Raw genomic sequence first — 16,465 nt, forward strand, 5'->3', positions numbered from 1 at the left:
ATAACGCCTGTGTACACAGAATTACTGATGATTTTGATTCTTAAAACTTATTAGGAAATACTGCTATAATGAAGCGATTGTCGTTGCAGTATCAAAATTTGTAGTTGAGTAATTACCCCCATAATATACACGTCTAAAATTAATAAAATGAACTACTTTAAGGTTGTAGTTCTTGAACTATGTTTACTAAGTTGGGAGTGACAAATATAGTTTTACATCCTTATGAGCTTTTAAATTATTCCAACTTTTAGACATTATACATTATAATACCGACCAACTACACAAATCGCTTCTGACATCATTACATATTCATTATCAATGTCTTAAAAAAATTAGTTTACAAGAGAATGCTTTCGCGAAAGCGTATTTAACAAATCAGATTGACCCTTATATCTGAGATAATAGCATTAGGTCTCTGCAATTCTAATCAGCTAGAATTGCTTAATTCTTTCTAGTATCTTTGCAGCCCAAAGACCAATGAATTACTATGAACGTTAAAAAGGAAATCGCACGCCGTCGAACTTTTGGAATTGTTTCTCACCCTGATGCAGGTAAGACAACACTTACAGAAAAGCTACTGCTTTTTGGTGGAGCTATACAAGAGGCAGGTGCTGTTAAATCTAACAAGATTAAGAAAGGGGCGACTAGTGACTTTATGGAAATTGAGCGTCAGAGAGGAATTTCTGTTGCGACTTCTGTTCTAGCGTTTGAATATAATGGCATAAAAATTAATATTCTTGATACTCCTGGTCACAAAGATTTTGCCGAAGATACCTTTAGAACACTAACAGCGGTTGATAGTGTAATTGTAGTGATTGACGTTGCAAAAGGTGTTGAGGAACAAACAGAAAAATTAGTAGAAGTATGTCGCATGCGAAACATACCGATGATTGTCTTTGTAAATAAGCTTGACCGTGAGGGTAAAGATGCTTTTGAATTGCTTGATGAGATTGAAGAAAAATTACACCTTAAAGTAACGCCGCTTAGTTTCCCTATCGGTATGGGTTATGATTTCAAGGGAATTTACAATATTTGGGAAAAGAATGTAAATATTTTTAGTGGTGATAGCCGTAAAAATATAGAAGAAACCGTAGAGATTTCTGATCTATCAGATTCCGTTCTTGATGAACTTGTAGGTGATAAAGCAGCTGATACTCTGAGAGAAGAAGTAGAACTTGTGCAAGGTGTCTACCCAGCTTTTGATAATCAAGCTTATCTCGATGGTAAGCTACAGCCTGTGTTTTTTGGTTCTGCTCTTAATAATTTTGGGGTTCGTGAATTGTTAGATTGCTTCGTAAAGATTGCTCCAACACCAAGACCTAAAAAGAGTGAGGAGCGCCTTGTTCATCCAGATGAAAAGGACTTCTCAGGTTTTGTTTTTAAGATCCACGCAAATATGGATCCTAAGCATAGAGACCGTCTTGCGTTTATTAAAATTGTATCAGGAGTTTTTGAGCGTAACAAGCCGTACCTGCATGTACGTAACAAGAAGAATTTAAAATTCTCAAGCCCTAATGCATTCTTTGCAGAGCGTAAAGAAATTGTAGATATCTCATATCCAGGAGATATTGTGGGATTACATGATACAGGAAACTTCAAAATAGGAGATACACTCACTTCTGGCGAAGAATTACATTACAAAGGGATACCAGCATTCTCTCCAGAGCATTTTAGATATATTAATAACGCAGACCCTATGAAGTCTAAGCAGCTGGCAAAAGGTATTGATCAGCTTATGGATGAAGGGGTAGCTCAATTATTTACACTAGAACTTAATGGTCGTAAAGTGATAGGTACTGTGGGAGCATTACAATATGAAGTCATACAATATAGACTAGAACATGAATATGGTGCAAAATGTACTTACGAACCATTATCTGTAACAAAAGCATGTTGGGTAGAGCCTGAAGACCCTAAGAGCGAAGAATTTAAAGAGTTCTTAAGGGTTAAACAACGCTTTATGGCAAAGGATAAACGTGGTCAACTCGTATTTCTAGCAGATTCACCTTTTACATTGCAGATGACACAACAAAAGTACCCGTCTATCAAGATGCATTTTGTGAGTGAGTTTAAAGATTAATTCGCTGCGAGATTATTCATAAAAAAAGCGCCTCTCTGGCGCTTTCTTATTTGGCTAATTCAATTATTTGTGAAACAATCGAATTTTTCTGGTCCCTACGCCCAGTCTGTACCTTTGCTTAAATCATACACAACCTTTCCTTTTATGATTAATCAGGTAATTAGATACAAAAAGCATTCCGCTGTGATTGTTTTAATGTCTGATTTTTAATTCATTACAAAAAATATGTGCGTTATTGCTCATTAGTTTTTGAGAATAATGTTTTAGATTGAAATTGATGATCAACGTTTTCAACTAATTAGAAATAAGATAATTACCAATACCACAAGAAAGACAATGATTGGGATCACAGTATTGTGTTTTTAATTCAATAAGCGACTGACTGTCTTGAGCGTGATCTGCTTTATTACCAAGCGTTTGGAATTTCTGAATAATGGTATTCTTCTCGGGCTTAATATTTTGAATGAATTTCAAAATAAGCTCATGCTCATCACGACCTTGATGTTTTGCATACTGAAAGCGTAAAGGTAAAATAGTATTTATGATGAGCAAATCAATAAAAGATTTGCTCAATTTCTTACTTCGCTTTTTTTGTGACTTTCCAAAATTAAAATGTGTATCCCAATACGGAGAGGCCTGTATTTCGAAGAGTTTATAAATCTGTTCAAGGGTTTCTGCCGTCATCACTAATTGAAATAATTGCGGTTGTTTATGATACAACTGAGCAATTTGAGCTAATCGAATGGTTGGAAAATTTGCTGGACGTAATCCGTAGAATTGAAGTGGTAATGTCAGTTCTTTAGAAAGACTAAACTTCTGCTTCAAGTAGTCAAACTCGGCTTGTAGTTGCAATGGGTAAGAATCTATAGTTTCTTGAGGCAATAATTCTCCCATTCCCATGAATAATGCCTCTAGCCGAAAAGGCTCTTGTGCATTTTTACGTACGATACTATAATCTATCTGCTGTGCCAGTGACTCAAATGCTGCTGCATTTACTTTTGTACCAAAACTGCGCATCAACTGTATAAACAAAACAGCCTCCCAATCGCCATTTGACATTTTGAGAACTTGTTCTATTACTGTAGTTTTTCTATCAAGTCGTTCAAAATATAAACGTTCTAACCAACTATCAACTACACGAGATGGTATTGTCGCAAAATCATTCTCGCAATTAATCCATTTTTGGGACTGATTTGCAAACAATTCTTTATAATTCTGTAGTGCGTCTTGAGAAACATACTCTTGCAAATTAAGTGTAGGAATTGGTGTCTTATCTTTTCTATAAATGTCAATATCATGCTCCCAGACCACATGTAAGATAACGTTATCATAAGATGGGTCATTCTCGTGACCATGTGCATACCAATCTGAAGACTTAAGGTGAATCTCTACATTACCTGCCCATTTTTGAGCGCCTATTTGTAGGCTTGCATTAAAAAAGTCTGGACCCGCTAGATTATTGTGTTGACCGACAGAGACTAAATGAATAGACTCATTTGAGGTAGTTTTTGCTTTCGCGAAAGCGAACTTTTTATACTTCCATAAATAGTGTAAAAAATCTTCTTTCATAAATAGTTCAGAGACAGATTGATCACTCAAGATACTTATTTTGAGTAAATCAACTAATTATAGTCACAAAAAAAAGCGCAAATACATGCGCTTTTCTAAACTATAGATTATCATTGTTTAGATCGCTCCTATCATGTCATACTTTGTGATGATATGATGTTTTCCATCTCCAAGGTCTATTAGAACTGCATCAGTATCGTTAGAAATAAGTTTTGTCACTTCAGCGATAGGAGTGTCTTTTTTCACTACTGGGTAAGGTTTACCCATAACCTCTTTTATAGGTGATTTTTCTATATCCTTATTTTCGGCAAAAGCTTTTAGTAGATCGGCTTCGTCTACAGAACCTACAAATCCTTTGGCATCTTCTACTGGAATCTGTGAGATTTTAAACTTACGCATACGTCTTATAGCGTGAGAAACTAACTCCTCTGTTTTTACCGTAATAAGTGGCTTGTCAATGTGCTCTTGGATAAGATCTATTGCTTTGTGTATCTCTTTTTCTAGAAAACCTTGCTCTTTCATCCAGTCGTCATTAAACATCTTACCAACGTAACGACTACCATGATCGTGAAACAAAACCACAACAACATCATCTGGACCAAATTTACCTTCTGCATTAAGCTGCAATAACCCTTTAATAGCAGACCCAGCCGAATTTCCAAGGAACATACCTTCTTCCTTTGCTAGTCTTCTGGTATATACCGCAGCATCTTTGTCTGTCACTTTTGTGAATCCATCTATGATAGAAAAATCTACGTTTTTAGGTAGGATGTCCTCCCCTATTCCTTCAGTGATGTAGGAGTAGATTTCATTGTCATCAAAAACGCCTGTTTCATGGTATTTTTTAAATACTGAACCGTAAGTATCCACTCCCCAAATTTTGACATTTGGGTTTTGTTCCTTTAAATATTTTCCAACACCACTTATAGTTCCTCCAGTACCCACACCTACTACAAAGTGAGTAACTTTACCATCTGTTTGTTCCCAGATTTCTGGACCTGTACTTTGGTAATGTGCTTTTGCATTACTAGGGTTATCATATTGATTAACGTACCAACTATTAGGCGTTTCCTTTGCTAGACGCGCAGAGGTAGAGTAATAAGACCTTGGGTCATCTGGATCAACATCTGTAGGACATACTATTACTTCACTTCCTACAGCTCGTAAAATGTCCATTTTTTCTTTAGACTGCTTATCTGAAATGACACACACCATTTTGTAGCCTTTGATAATTGCGGCAAGTGCAAGTCCCATACCTGTATTACCTGAAGTTCCTTCTATAATAGTTCCTCCCGGTTGCAAGCGACCATCTGCCTCGGCGTCTTCTATCATCTGCAGTGCCATTCGATCCTTTACAGAGTTACCCGGATTAAAAGTTTCATATTTTGCTAAGACAAGTGCTGGTACATCTTTTACCAGAGCATTCATCTTAACCATAGGTGTGTTTCCTATAGTTCCTAATATATTTTCGGCGTATTGCATAGTCTTCATTTTGAGGTTGCAAAGATACTTTTTACAAGGCAAACCGCGATGGCTAGGCGTTACTAAATTATGAGTAAGGTAAGTACGCTTTCGCGAAAGCATAACTAAAAAATTTAAATTTATAATTCTATACTAACTCTTATAGGCAAGCTTAATTGGACCTTTGAATGGCAGTTGAGCAATGATATATATTTCCTTATTTTTGAGGGAGAACAAAACTTATGGATACCCACTCACCATTTACCAAAGAAATGTTGCTTCCTCAAGAGGAGCGCCTTGAAGTTGACAAAAAAAGAGGAGAATTACTTATAGGTATCCCTAAAGAGACACACTTTCAAGAGAGACGCATTTGTCTTACCCCTGACGCAGTAGGAGCCTTAACGGCAAATGGTCACCGGGTTATCATAGAATCTAAAGCTGGCAAAGGAGCAAGATATACAGATAAAGATTACTCTGAAGCAGGTGCCGAAATTACAAATGATACCGAAAAAGTGTTTTCCTGCCCGATGATTCTTAAAGTGGAGCCGCCTTCTCTAGAGGAGATTGAGATGATTAACCCACAAACAGTACTCATCTCTGCCCTACAAATTAAAACGCAAAAGAAATCTTATTTTGAAAAGTTAGCTAGCAAGCGTATTACCGCACTCGCTTTTGAGTTTATTAGAGATGAAGATGGTACATATCCAGCAGTACGCACGCTATCTGAAATTGCAGGTACTGCTGCAATACAAATTGCTTCAGAGATAATGTCCAGCAAAGAAACTGGGACGGGTATGCTTTTCGGCAATATAAGTGGTGTACCACCCGCAGAAGTGGTAATTATAGGCGCAGGAACTGTGGGCGAATTTGCCGCTCGATCTGCCATAGGCCTCGGGGCAAATGTAAAGGTTTTTGATAACTCAATAACAAAATTACGTTGTATACAAACTAATGTAGGTAGACCATTATATACTTCTACTTTGCAGCCTAAAAATCTTGTCAAAGCTCTCAAACGTTGTGATGTGGTAATTGGCTGTGTGCGTGGTGCAAATAGAGCACCAGTAATCGTTACAGATCAAATGGTTCAAGGCATGAAAAATGGTGCTGTTGTTATAGATGTAAGTATTGACATGGGTGGTTGCTTTGAAACCTCAGACGTAACGACTCACGATAATCCAACATTTAAAAAGCACCGAGTAACACACTATTGTGTACCTAATATTCCTGCCCGGTTTGCTCGTACGGCATCCATTTCTTTGAGTAATATATTTACCCCGTATTTGCTAGATATTGCAGAGGAAGGTGGTATTGAAAATAAGCTACGCTTTGACCGCGGATTAAAAAATGGGTTGTACTTTTACCACGGTATTTTAACCAAAAAATCGGTAGCAGATTGGTTTGACCTTTCCTATCGTGACATCAACCTTTTGATTTTCTAAACTGGCATGCATCTTCTCAAACGTATCGCTTTTTACCTAGGCGGTTTTTCTATAGGTTTAATCTTATTAGCCTTCTTTTTTAGTGGTAAAAAAACCAGTTGTGCTTATTTTCCAGAAGCTCGTGTGCTCAAACAATTGCGAGCAAAACCTTATACTATGACACAAGATGTCACTTCTTCACTAACTACGCTACAACTAGATACCGTGACCATTAATCGCATGTTGAAGGTGGGTGATGTAGACTTTGGTGAGAGTGAGACCCGTCGTGAGCCTTGTGGCCATTATGTTATTTATGGGGACTCCCCAGAAGGTACCACTCTTAAAATGGAGTTAGAAAACTGCCTAGAAGAAGTGCAAATTATTTCTTTGAATACAGCAGATTAAACCTCCTTAAACAATACAATTCTTTTAAAATGAAAAAAAGTTTATTGATAGCAATAGCATGTCTACTACAGACCATTGTTTTTGGACAAGATTTAAGTTTTACGACTACAATAAACCCTCCTAACAGTGTAGGTGACTGTAATGGTACTGTATATGTTCAAGCGACTGGAGGTGTTTCACCTTATAGTTTTTCTATAGATGGTGCGAGCTACCAAGCCTCCGGCCAGTTCGATAGTCTCTGCCCTGGTTATTATGATGTATATGTAAGGGACTCGGAAAACAACCTAGCTACGGGGTCGATAACTATAGATTCCTTGGATCCTCTTGATGTTATTATAACCTCTATTCCTTCTGGAACTGAAGCTAGTGGAATAATTAATTTAGATGTTTTTGGAGGGATTTCTCCGTATATATATAGCATCTCACCTTACTTAAATCACTTTTTTGAGAATAGTATATTTTATGATCTATCAGCTGGAGTCTATGAAGTACTAATACAAGATAATGCTGGTTCTTCTATTTTAATATATGTTACTATCGGAAGTTTAGATATTGATAACACCCTAACCCAAGATGGAGATCGTTTTACCACCAATATTGAAGCGGACGCTTACCAATGGTACAATGTAGACACTCAAGAGGCTATTGATGGAGAGACGTCTAGAGAATTTAAGTCTAATGAGTTAGGATCTTTTAGGGTTGAAATGACCTTTAATAATGATAACTTTACTACTACAACAAACAATAGCGTTACTGTATCTTCTCCCACCTATTCTGTAACCTTTATCTTAAGTATTGGAGAGATTACAGCTAACCCCCTTAAAATTTATCCTAACCCTGCTGATGAATATCTCAACGTACCAGATTTATTTAGGAACAAAAAATTTGCCATATATTCTATTTTAGGAAAAAAAGTGCTGTCTGGACATTTGACTAACTCTAGAATAGCAATTGAAAAACTTAAAACTGGTCTGTATTTTCTAGAAGTTGAAGGGAGTTGCGCTATTAAGTTCATGAAGAGGTAATTATGATAAGTTATTAAATATCTTTGATCTCGTATGACTAATTAATGTGATAATTTATCTATAGCATTTTCCAAATTAAATTAAATTAAATTACACACCTAAAATTATAATAATCAACCAATTAATTAATATCTAAATTAAAATTAAATGAAAAAGCTTACACTAATTCTATCACTAACGATTTTAAGTTTCACCTCTTGTAGTACTGATGATGACACTACCAATGACCAAGATATGTTTGTTGGAACTTGGAACTTATCTATGGGACTCCTAAATGGTGAGGATAGAGATATCATAAACGACTGTAATAGCCGTAGTAATTTTACAATCAATGCAGACGGAACTTTTATTGAAACAGATTATTCAACTAGTGATGCAAATACTTGTGAACTAGATTTTGCAGATCCAGGTACTTGGGAGAACTTAGGAAACAATATCTATAGATTAAATTATGATGCAGATGCAGATGGAGACACCTATACAGAAGATGTCATCGTAAATGGAAATTCTTTTTCTGTATATTATGATGATCCTTACGTATATGTTTATACCAAAAGCTAAATTCTTTTTAAAGAAAGATTAAAAAACTGAGTCAAAAATCTGACTCAGTTTTTTACTTTTTGTTTTATTTAAAAAATAAATCAATGTCGATTTGTAAGAACATAAAAAATAAATTAATTGAAAATAAATAATTTTTTCTTGAATGAGTAAATTATATATCACACGTATTCTACTATGCATGCTAATCATAATTTCTTGTTCTAGGAACAACGATGATTTATCGGTTTCGAATGAGGATAATGAGTCTGATACATCTAGTGGTGGAGACTCCGGCACACCCGATGATGAAGAATCTGATACACCTATATCATCAGGTAATATAACATTATGGTCTACCAAAGAATATAATTCAAGTAATGAGTTGACCTCTTATCAAGACTATCTAATTGAAAATAATAGAATATCTACTCACTCGTCTTATAGAAGGCAAGATAATTTTCAATCAAAGTCGGGAGAAACTTTTTTTTCTTATGAAAGTAATAGGCTAATAAGTATGATGGAATTCTATTACGGAACTGAAACACATCAAATTCAGTATGATTTAATTTATGATAGTATTGGCGATTTACAACAATTAAATATTCAGAATGTAAATAATGAATTTGATCAAAAAATTACTTACGAACATACTGGAAATTCTACTCTTTATACAAGATATCGAAGTCAAGATAACGGGTTGACATTTACATTATATCCATTTGGACCTATAATAGAATTTACATTTGATGATAATGATAATTTAATTTTATCAAAACCTCCAGGTGAGATAGGAAGCGACGTGAATTATATACACGCTATTGAGTACGAATACGAAAATTTAAATTTAATGACTGTTTCAAAATATCCGAACACTCAATTGAACTTCACCTATTCAAGCATTGAAAATCCTATAGCGTCAATCTACATTAATACTTTTGGAAAGAAAGGGTTTCACCTAGCCTACTTACCTAACAGCACTTTGTTTGTATCTAATTTATCTCCAAATGTTCTTGATACCTTTAATAGTTCTAATACTTCTGGAAGATATTCGATTGAAATTGAATCAAGTTCAGACGATTTAACTAAGTTAATTATCAAGAATTTTGATTCAGATGGCTCAATTAATTCTACAGTTATTAATGAATTTGAATATGATTAGGATGAATCTATAAATTAAAAAGCATGAGAAATAAGGTTTACAAAAAGTTGGATATTAAGACTACTTCTCATTTGATTCGTTTAGCGATTGCTTTAGAAATTTTAGAATAAGAACCATAATTAATTAGTATTTAGAAATCAAGCGTTTGGGTCTCTCAAATTTTAGTGAACTTTTTAATTAATGCTGAGTGGTTAAATTTCTACTACAATAGGGTACTAAATAGCCTCTAACTTATTTTTAAACAAAGGTTATACTAGAATTTATTTCCCTTTCGCGAAAGCGTAAAATCTTTAATTACTGATTATACATATCTTCAATACACATTCTAAGATTTAGACTTAATCTGCTCATTTCTATCAAAAACTATTACCAGCCAAACCTATACTCTAGAGTTAAATATTCTTAAGTAGAGGTTAAATGTTTGCTATTGATTAATACTGAATTTTCAAGATTTTTTAAATTGTATAAGAATAATAAGTCAGTAAAAATGAAGAATATTATCAAAATCCTTATTGTAAGCTTCTTACTTATCTCTTGCAAATCTACTATGGTAGATTCAGGATTAATCGTTAAGACTAGTCCTTATGATATCGAAACAACGTATAGTAAACTAAAAGATATAATCACTAATAACCCGAACCTAACTCTTTTATTAGATTTAGATCACAGTAAAAATGCTGCTTCTGTGAATTTAAATCTTGACCCAACTAGAGTTTTAATGTTTGGAAATCCAAAATTAGGCACACCGCTTATGAAGGCTAATCAGACCATAGGTATTGATTTGCCGCAAAGGATACTCATTTATAAATCTCCGTCTTCAGGAACTATGATTTCTTACAATGACCCAATGTATCTTAAGAAAAGACATAATTTATCAAGTAATGACGAGGTTTTCAAAAAAATTAGCAAAGCGCTCGATGACATCACGAATAAAGTGATTACAGCGAAATAAATAATATTTCATTTATAAAAACAAAAACCCCTCTAAAAGCATTACGCTAGTAGAGGGATTTTTTTGCTTTCGCGAAAGCGAAATTTTACTTATTTCAAAGTACCGTATGTTTTTGCATACGATAACATTTGCTCTTCAAAAGACTGTGGCTGCTCTACTGTAAATCCAGTAATCTCACCACCTTCCATTGCAGGAACGATCATTGGGTTAACAAAACCGCTGTATGCTGCACTCTTAAATTGTTTGTTACGTTCTAATACTTCTGCATGCATCGTTTGATCTACTTTTACTCCGTAGTCTTCTACTAGTGCTTTTGCCGCTTCATAATCACCTTCTGATGTGATGCGCTGCGTCTCTCTTAGCAATTCGCCAAAAATCTCACGCAACTTCTTGTAATCTGTAATATTGTAATACGTCTTACCATCACGAGTAACTTTCTCTATTACATTTTCTTCTTGACCTCTTTCAAAAGCCCAAGCACTTACCCACTGGCGATTTACCATGTGTGCCTCTTCTACATCATCCCCTAATTCTAAGCGAATAAGTTGAGTCACTAATCCATTACGGATGTATCCATCATAGGCTGCTTTACCAGTTTTTTCCCAATCCTCTACAAGACCTATTTCTTGTAATTTTGGATCCATCAAGTAGTAAAGGCCAAATAAATCTGCACGACCTTCTTCAATGGTAGACTTGTATCGCTTAAGCGTTTCCTTAGGCGTTCCTACTCCTTTATTAATCTGTCCAGAAGCGTGACCTACTACTTCGTGTAAAGCAGTGTGCAATTTGTCTCCTAGTTGGCCATACGTTTCTTCTAATTGAATCTCCTCCTCGTCGTGAGCAAATTCTTTTAAGCGTCCAGAACCTCCAGCGTTGTTGTAAGCATTAATAATATTACCTAAGGATACAGATTTACTTCCGTGTGTCTGGCGTATCCAGTTATTGTTAGGTAAGTTCACTCCTATAGGTGTAGACGGTGATGCATCACCAGCCTCTCCAGCTACGATTACCGTTTTGTAGGAAACTCCTTTTACGCTATCTTTTTTATGCTCCTCCATTAAAGGTGAATTGTCTTCAAACCACTGCGCATCTGTAGAAAGTGCTGCCATCTTTTTGGACATATCAAAATCTTTAATCTGCACGATGGTTTCATAAGATCCTTTATACCCTTTTGGATCATTATAAACCTCTATAAATCCATTAATCCAGTCAATATTACCTTCTGTAGATGTCGCCCATGCGATACAATACTCATCCCAAGTTTCTAAACTACCAGTTTTGTAATACTCAATAAGCAATCCTAAAGCTTCTTCTTGTTTAGCGTTTTCTGCAACGCCTTTTGCTTTTTCTAGCCATCCGATAATATTATCGATAGCTGCTCCATATAAACCTCCACTTTTATAGACTTGCTCTACTAGTTTTCCATTCTCTTTAACTAAGCGAGTATTAAGTCCTTTTTCAATAGGAGTATCTGCATCTACTTTTACAGCCTCATAATATTTTTCAACCTCGGCAGTAGTTACGTCTGGTCCGTAAAAATTAATAGCACTTTCTAAAACGATATCTGCATCTTTGGAAAGATTTACTTTTTTATTGTCTTTATCGTTAAAAATTACATCAAAAGCCTCTCCCTCTAGCGTTGCTCCACTGTCTGTAACAAGCTTCTGAAGGTAGTCTGCAGAAAATCCTGGCTTTAACTTGGCATTACTGTAATGATGGTGTATTCCGTTTGAGAACCAAACACGTTTCAAATAGGTTACAAAAGCATCCCAATCTTCTCCATTTTTTTCAACTGCTTCAGATGTATAGATTGTTTCTAAAGCAGTACGAATTGCTAAATTATGACGATAGTTTTGTGCCCACATAATATCACGACCAGCTAGACCAGCTTGTGTCATATAGTATACTAATTTTTGCTCTTTTAAAGTAAGCTCCTCAAAACCTGGTATTTGATAACGTAAGATCTTGACGTCTGCAAATTGATCTACGTTGTAGTCAAAAGAGTTTTCTGTTTCCGCTTTCGCGAAAGCGGTCTCTTCTTTTTTTTCTTCTACACAACCCACTGCAAGCATTGAAGCAATCGCAAGGGCGTACATTCCATTATATTTCATTTTAAATTTGTTAGAATTTCCCGTAAATATACAAAATGCAACATCCATAAATTTGATTATCTTTAACACCTAACCAATCCCAAACCAATGAAATTTCTAAAACTCCTCCTCTTTCTTGTACTTATAGTATTAATTGCAGGCACACTTTACTTTGCAACACAAGATGGATCTTATCAAATCGAATCTACCCGAGAGATCAATGCTCCAAAAGAAGTTGTGTATGATATCGTAAACGAGTACAAAACTTGGGAAGAATGGGGTCCTTGGAAAAAAGAAGATCCTACAATGGTTTTTAACTATGCAGAAAAAACATCTGGTGAAGGTGCTTCATATACATGGCAAGGTGAAATGGATGGCGGTATGAATACGACGCAGGCAATACCACATTCACACATAGAGCAACGGATGACCTTAGACACTCCAGGTGGAGAACGTAATCCTGAGGTATATTGGGATTTTAAAAGTACTGAGAATCCAGTAACTAAAGTTACATGGGGAATCACTGGAGATCATACACTTATGGATAAAGTGTATTATGCTTTTTCTGGAATGGACTTCAATGGAGATATGAAAAAAATGTTTGAAAAAGGCCTAGATGGGTTAGAGGAAGCAGCTCGTAAAGAAATTAATAAATACAGTATCAATATAGATGGTATTACTCAATATAGTGGGGGATTTTATCTTTCTAGAACAACTTCTGCAAAAGCACAAGCGGTAGCACAAATTATGTCTCAAAATTATGGAGGCATCAAAGAATTTATGAAAGAAAATAACATCGTTGCTTCTGGGATGCCTTTTACAATCTACAATGAAACGTTTGAGAATGGTGACGTGATCATGACAAATGCGGTACCCGTGCGTGAAAAAATTGTAGTTGCGGGTGCAAACAATGTCTTGAGTGGTTATACACCTACAGTGACAGCTGTAAAAGCTACCATGAAAGGAAACTACACAAACCTAGGAGAGGCGTGGACTAAAGTGATGCAACAAATAAAAGATAAGGGCTATACACTAGCAGATGAGAAGCCTTTTGAAGTATATGTAACAGATCCTCAAAACAATCCAAATCCAGCAGACTGGATTACTGAAATCTACGTTCCTATTAAAGATCTAGAGTAAATCATTTTGAAAGCATTACTAGCAGTATTCATAGGCGGTGGGACCGGAAGTATAGCACGATATGTGCTGGGCAAATTTCTTAATAATGGTGCTACTGGGATTCCATACGGTACCTATGCAGCAAATATTCTAGGAAGTTTGCTCATAGGTATCATTTTAGGATGGGCACTTAAGAATAATACGATTAATAGTCAATTTACGCTTTTAATTGCTACAGGCTTCTGTGGGGGGTTTACTACATTCTCCACCTTTGCTTATGAAAATCACCTACTGCTCAAGTCTGGAGATTTCATGACGTTTGCCATCTACACTATCGCAAGTTTTGCAGTGGGAATTCTAGCTGTTTTTGGAGGTATGGAGATCGGAAAGGCTTTTTAATATCTAGAATAATAAAGCTTACCAACTATTTTTATAAGACTAGCAAGGTTATGCTTCTTTGAAGATATAGATATCATAAAGGGTTTAAAGTTTAATACGCTTTTTCATATTCTCCACTATATTAAATGCTGCTGGGCACATTTTTACATTCTCCATCGTAAGTTTTGATATTTGTTGGAATTTTTTTCTATCAGTATGTGGAAATTCTCTACATGCCTTAGGTCTTACCTCATAAATAGAACAATAATTATCTGCCCCTAAAAATACACATGGTGTTTCTTTCAATACATAGTCATTATCTTCATCTACACGTAAATAGGCACTTATAAAGTCAAAAGATTTCATTCTAAAATGTTTTGCGATACGATCTATGTCTTTATCTGTAAATAATGGACCTGTTGTTTTACAACAATTTGCACATTCGAGACAATCTGTACGCTCAAACTCTTCTTCGTGTAATTCTTGCATTACATAATCCAAGTTTTTAGGGGGCTTTGCACGTAGCTTTGCAAAGAACTTTTTATTCTCATTCTGCTTATCTTTGGCAAGCTGTGGGAGGGCTTTCAAAATATCTTCCATCAAGCAAAGGTAATCATAATGCTATGGGAAAAGAGACAGATATTTTTGGTGCTGCACTAACAGATTATTGGGGTGGCACACATGTAGAAGATATCGTGGTACATTCTTCCATAGCAGATGATGATGAAATACCTATCCCTTATCTTTTTAGAACATTTGAAGAGATGCCAGCAATTGAGCAAAAGGCCTTACAGCTTTGTAAAGGCAAGGTTCTCGATGTAGGCTCGGGTGCAGGCAGTCACAGTCTATGGCTTCAAGACAACAATTTTGATGTCACAGGAATCGATATTTCTGAAGGTGCTGTTACGCTTTCGCGAAAGCGTGGTCTACTAAAAACAATTCATAGCTCGATTTTAGAACATACTAAAACGTATGATACCTTACTGCTGCTCATGAATGGCACTGGTATATTTGAAAAAATAAATAAGGTAGACGTTTACCTGAAACATTTAAAATCTTTGCTTGAGCCAGATGGACAGATCCTCATAGATGGATCTGATATTGCATATATGTTTGAAGATGAAGATGGAGGGTTCTGGCTTGATACTCATAGAGATTATTACGGTGAAGTGACTTACAAAATGAGTTATGGTGGTAATCAAGGCCCTTCCTTTGATTGGTTATATCTTGATTATGCTAGATTGGCTTGGTATGCAGAGAAGAATGGCTTGCGCTGCAATCTAGTTCTTGAAGGCGATCATTATGACTATTTAGCTAGATTAACCTCACTTTAAGTTATAAAATAAGTGGTAACGCAAATTTTTTTTCCATTTTTGCTAAAAATAAGAATAATTAGATTTTAAGTTTTATGAAAATAAGCAAGTGGTTGATGAGCTTTTGTCTCATTGTGATCAGCATGATAAGTTGTAATGATGATGATCCAAGTAGTAATTCTAATGAGTCAACAATAGGAAATGAAGCCAACCAACAACCACTAGGTACATCTGCTAGCCAGTTGCTAGCTTCAGACACCTTTACAAGTGCTAGAGTTGAAATAGCCTATGTTGAGGGCTCAAGACCTACTCAAGAAACTATAGATTTAATGATTCCATTTTTGGAACAAAGGCTTAACAAGCCAGACGGTATCACTATTGTACAATCTGTTATTTCAATAGATCAAGAAGCTCCTTACGATATAAATGAGATTGTAGCGATTGAAGAATCCAATAGAACTGTTTTTAATAATGGGGATGAAATTGGTATTTGGATCTTATTTGCAGATGGTAATAGTGAATCTGATAGTGGGAATTCTGTGGTGCTTGGTACAGCCTATAGAAATACCTCTATGGTGCTATTTGAAAAAACATTTAGAGATCTTGAATCTACTAATATTTTGAATGGTGATCGTACTGTAATTGAAACAGCTACACTTAGACATGAGTTTGGCCATTTATTTGGACTTGTAAATACAGGCACACCTCTTACATCAGATCATGAAGATGAAGCTAATGAAAGACATTGTGAGGTAGAAGATTGTTTAATGTATTTTCAAACCGTAACTAGTGTTTTTGATACCTCGGGAGTAGATAACATTCCAGATTTTGACTCTTTTTGTATTGCAGACCTACAAGCAAACGGAGGGATGTAATTTTCTTAGCTTCCATATCTCAATATAAAAAAAGGGTTTGAATATTTTCAAACCCTTTTTTATTCTATTTCTACGAATTAC

General features: G+C 35.5%; 15 protein-coding genes. 11 read left to right on the forward strand and 4 right to left on the reverse strand.

The window, feature by feature from the left end; genetic code table 11:
- Positions 1–487: 487 nt before the first annotated feature.
- A complete protein-coding gene (locus OD90_RS03835) occupies positions 488–2,080 on the forward strand; it encodes a peptide chain release factor 3 (protein WP_144666826.1) in 1,593 nt (530 codons plus the stop codon).
- A 294-nt stretch (positions 2,081–2,374) separates the two neighbouring features.
- On the opposite strand, the gene OD90_RS03840 is transcribed toward OD90_RS03835, so the two are convergent.
- Both OD90_RS03840 and OD90_RS03845 read right to left on the reverse strand, forming a co-directional pair.
- On the reverse strand, positions 2,375–3,679 hold the full coding sequence (locus tag OD90_RS03840) for a DUF2851 family protein (RefSeq protein WP_315897469.1): 1,305 nt from the start codon (positions 3,677–3,679) through the stop codon (positions 2,375–2,377).
- A gap of 87 nt (positions 3,680–3,766) precedes the next feature.
- Positions 3,767–5,131, reverse strand: coding sequence for a pyridoxal-phosphate dependent enzyme (locus OD90_RS03845; protein WP_144666829.1), 1,365 nt, complete (start codon positions 5,129–5,131; stop codon positions 3,767–3,769).
- A gap of 221 nt (positions 5,132–5,352) precedes the next feature.
- Here OD90_RS03845 and OD90_RS03850 point away from each other — a divergent pair, with 221 nt between their 5' ends.
- The 6 genes from OD90_RS03850 to OD90_RS03875 all read left to right on the forward strand — a co-directional run bounded on the left by OD90_RS03850 (position 5,353) and on the right by OD90_RS03875 (position 10,609).
- On the forward strand, positions 5,353–6,549 hold the full coding sequence (locus tag OD90_RS03850) for an alanine dehydrogenase (protein ID WP_144666832.1): 1,197 nt from the start codon (positions 5,353–5,355) through the stop codon (positions 6,547–6,549).
- Between the two features lie 6 nt (positions 6,550–6,555).
- Positions 6,556–6,933 (forward strand): hypothetical protein, encoded by a 378-nt coding sequence (locus OD90_RS03855; RefSeq protein ID WP_144666836.1) that lies wholly within the window; start codon positions 6,556–6,558, stop codon positions 6,931–6,933.
- A gap of 29 nt (positions 6,934–6,962) precedes the next feature.
- Positions 6,963–7,958 (forward strand): T9SS type A sorting domain-containing protein, encoded by a 996-nt coding sequence (locus tag OD90_RS03860; protein ID WP_144666839.1) that lies wholly within the window; start codon positions 6,963–6,965, stop codon positions 7,956–7,958.
- A gap of 147 nt (positions 7,959–8,105) precedes the next feature.
- The gene (locus OD90_RS03865) at positions 8,106–8,519 is read left to right on the forward strand and encodes a lipocalin family protein (protein WP_144666842.1); all 414 of its coding nucleotides are present in this window, start codon (positions 8,106–8,108) and stop codon (positions 8,517–8,519) included.
- Between the two features lie 493 nt (positions 8,520–9,012).
- Positions 9,013–9,657, forward strand: a complete 645-nt coding sequence (locus OD90_RS03870) for a hypothetical protein (protein ID WP_144666844.1) — start codon at positions 9,013–9,015, stop codon at positions 9,655–9,657.
- Between the two features lie 487 nt (positions 9,658–10,144).
- On the forward strand, positions 10,145–10,609 hold the full coding sequence (locus tag OD90_RS03875; protein ID WP_144666847.1) for a DUF302 domain-containing protein: 465 nt from the start codon (positions 10,145–10,147) through the stop codon (positions 10,607–10,609).
- Between the two features lie 89 nt (positions 10,610–10,698).
- Here the strand turns inward: OD90_RS03875 and OD90_RS03880 are convergent, their stop codons facing one another.
- Positions 10,699–12,720 (reverse strand): dipeptidyl-peptidase 3 family protein, encoded by a 2,022-nt coding sequence (locus OD90_RS03880; protein ID WP_144666850.1) that lies wholly within the window; start codon positions 12,718–12,720, stop codon positions 10,699–10,701.
- An 87-nt stretch (positions 12,721–12,807) separates the two neighbouring features.
- On the opposite strand from OD90_RS03880, the gene OD90_RS03885 reads away from it, so the two are divergent.
- Together OD90_RS03885 and crcB are read left to right on the forward strand one after the other, a co-directional pair.
- Positions 12,808–13,839, forward strand: coding sequence for an SRPBCC family protein (locus OD90_RS03885; RefSeq protein ID WP_144666852.1), 1,032 nt, complete (start codon positions 12,808–12,810; stop codon positions 13,837–13,839).
- Positions 13,840–13,845: 6 nt separating this feature from the next.
- Positions 13,846–14,217: a fluoride efflux transporter CrcB gene (gene crcB / locus OD90_RS03890; RefSeq protein WP_144666855.1), complete on the forward strand. Its 372-nt coding sequence runs from the start codon at positions 13,846–13,848 to the stop codon at positions 14,215–14,217.
- Between the two features lie 84 nt (positions 14,218–14,301).
- On the opposite strand, the gene OD90_RS03895 is transcribed toward crcB, so the two are convergent.
- The gene (locus OD90_RS03895) at positions 14,302–14,796 is read right to left on the reverse strand and encodes a YkgJ family cysteine cluster protein (protein ID WP_144666858.1); all 495 of its coding nucleotides are present in this window, start codon (positions 14,794–14,796) and stop codon (positions 14,302–14,304) included.
- A gap of 23 nt (positions 14,797–14,819) precedes the next feature.
- On the opposite strand from OD90_RS03895, the gene OD90_RS03900 reads away from it, so the two are divergent.
- Together OD90_RS03900 and OD90_RS03905 are read left to right on the forward strand one after the other, a co-directional pair.
- Positions 14,820–15,530, forward strand: a complete 711-nt coding sequence (locus OD90_RS03900) for a class I SAM-dependent methyltransferase (RefSeq protein ID WP_144666861.1) — start codon at positions 14,820–14,822, stop codon at positions 15,528–15,530.
- A gap of 95 nt (positions 15,531–15,625) precedes the next feature.
- The gene (locus tag OD90_RS03905) at positions 15,626–16,384 is read left to right on the forward strand and encodes a hypothetical protein (RefSeq protein ID WP_144666864.1); all 759 of its coding nucleotides are present in this window, start codon (positions 15,626–15,628) and stop codon (positions 16,382–16,384) included.
- Positions 16,385–16,465: the final 81 nt, after the last annotated feature.

Origin of the sequence: Dokdonia sp. Hel_I_53, assembly GCF_007827465.1 — a bacterium.
Taxonomy (GTDB): Bacteria; Bacteroidota; Bacteroidia; order Flavobacteriales; family Flavobacteriaceae; genus Dokdonia.

Coding starts and splice junctions, on each gene's coding strand:
- OD90_RS03900 (WP_144666861.1), top strand. CDS start 14,820: ATGGGAAAAGAGACAGATATTTTTGGTGCTGCACTAACAGATTATTGG.
- OD90_RS03875 (WP_144666847.1), top strand. CDS start 10,145: ATGAAGAATATTATCAAAATCCTTATTGTAAGCTTCTTACTTATCTCT.
- OD90_RS03855 (WP_144666836.1), top strand. CDS start 6,556: ATGCATCTTCTCAAACGTATCGCTTTTTACCTAGGCGGTTTTTCTATA.
- OD90_RS03880 (WP_144666850.1), bottom strand. CDS start 12,720: ATGAAATATAATGGAATGTACGCCCTTGCGATTGCTTCAATGCTTGCA.
- OD90_RS03865 (WP_144666842.1), top strand. CDS start 8,106: ATGAAAAAGCTTACACTAATTCTATCACTAACGATTTTAAGTTTCACC.
- OD90_RS03845 (WP_144666829.1), bottom strand. CDS start 5,131: ATGCAATACGCCGAAAATATATTAGGAACTATAGGAAACACACCTATG.
- OD90_RS03885 (WP_144666852.1), top strand. CDS start 12,808: ATGAAATTTCTAAAACTCCTCCTCTTTCTTGTACTTATAGTATTAATT.
- OD90_RS03870 (WP_144666844.1), top strand. CDS start 9,013: ATGATGGAATTCTATTACGGAACTGAAACACATCAAATTCAGTATGAT.
- OD90_RS03895 (WP_144666858.1), bottom strand. CDS start 14,796: ATGGAAGATATTTTGAAAGCCCTCCCACAGCTTGCCAAAGATAAGCAG.
- OD90_RS03850 (WP_144666832.1), top strand. CDS start 5,353: ATGGATACCCACTCACCATTTACCAAAGAAATGTTGCTTCCTCAAGAG.
- OD90_RS03835 (WP_144666826.1), top strand. CDS start 488: ATGAACGTTAAAAAGGAAATCGCACGCCGTCGAACTTTTGGAATTGTT.
- OD90_RS03905 (WP_144666864.1), top strand. CDS start 15,626: ATGAGCTTTTGTCTCATTGTGATCAGCATGATAAGTTGTAATGATGAT.
- OD90_RS03860 (WP_144666839.1), top strand. CDS start 6,963: ATGAAAAAAAGTTTATTGATAGCAATAGCATGTCTACTACAGACCATT.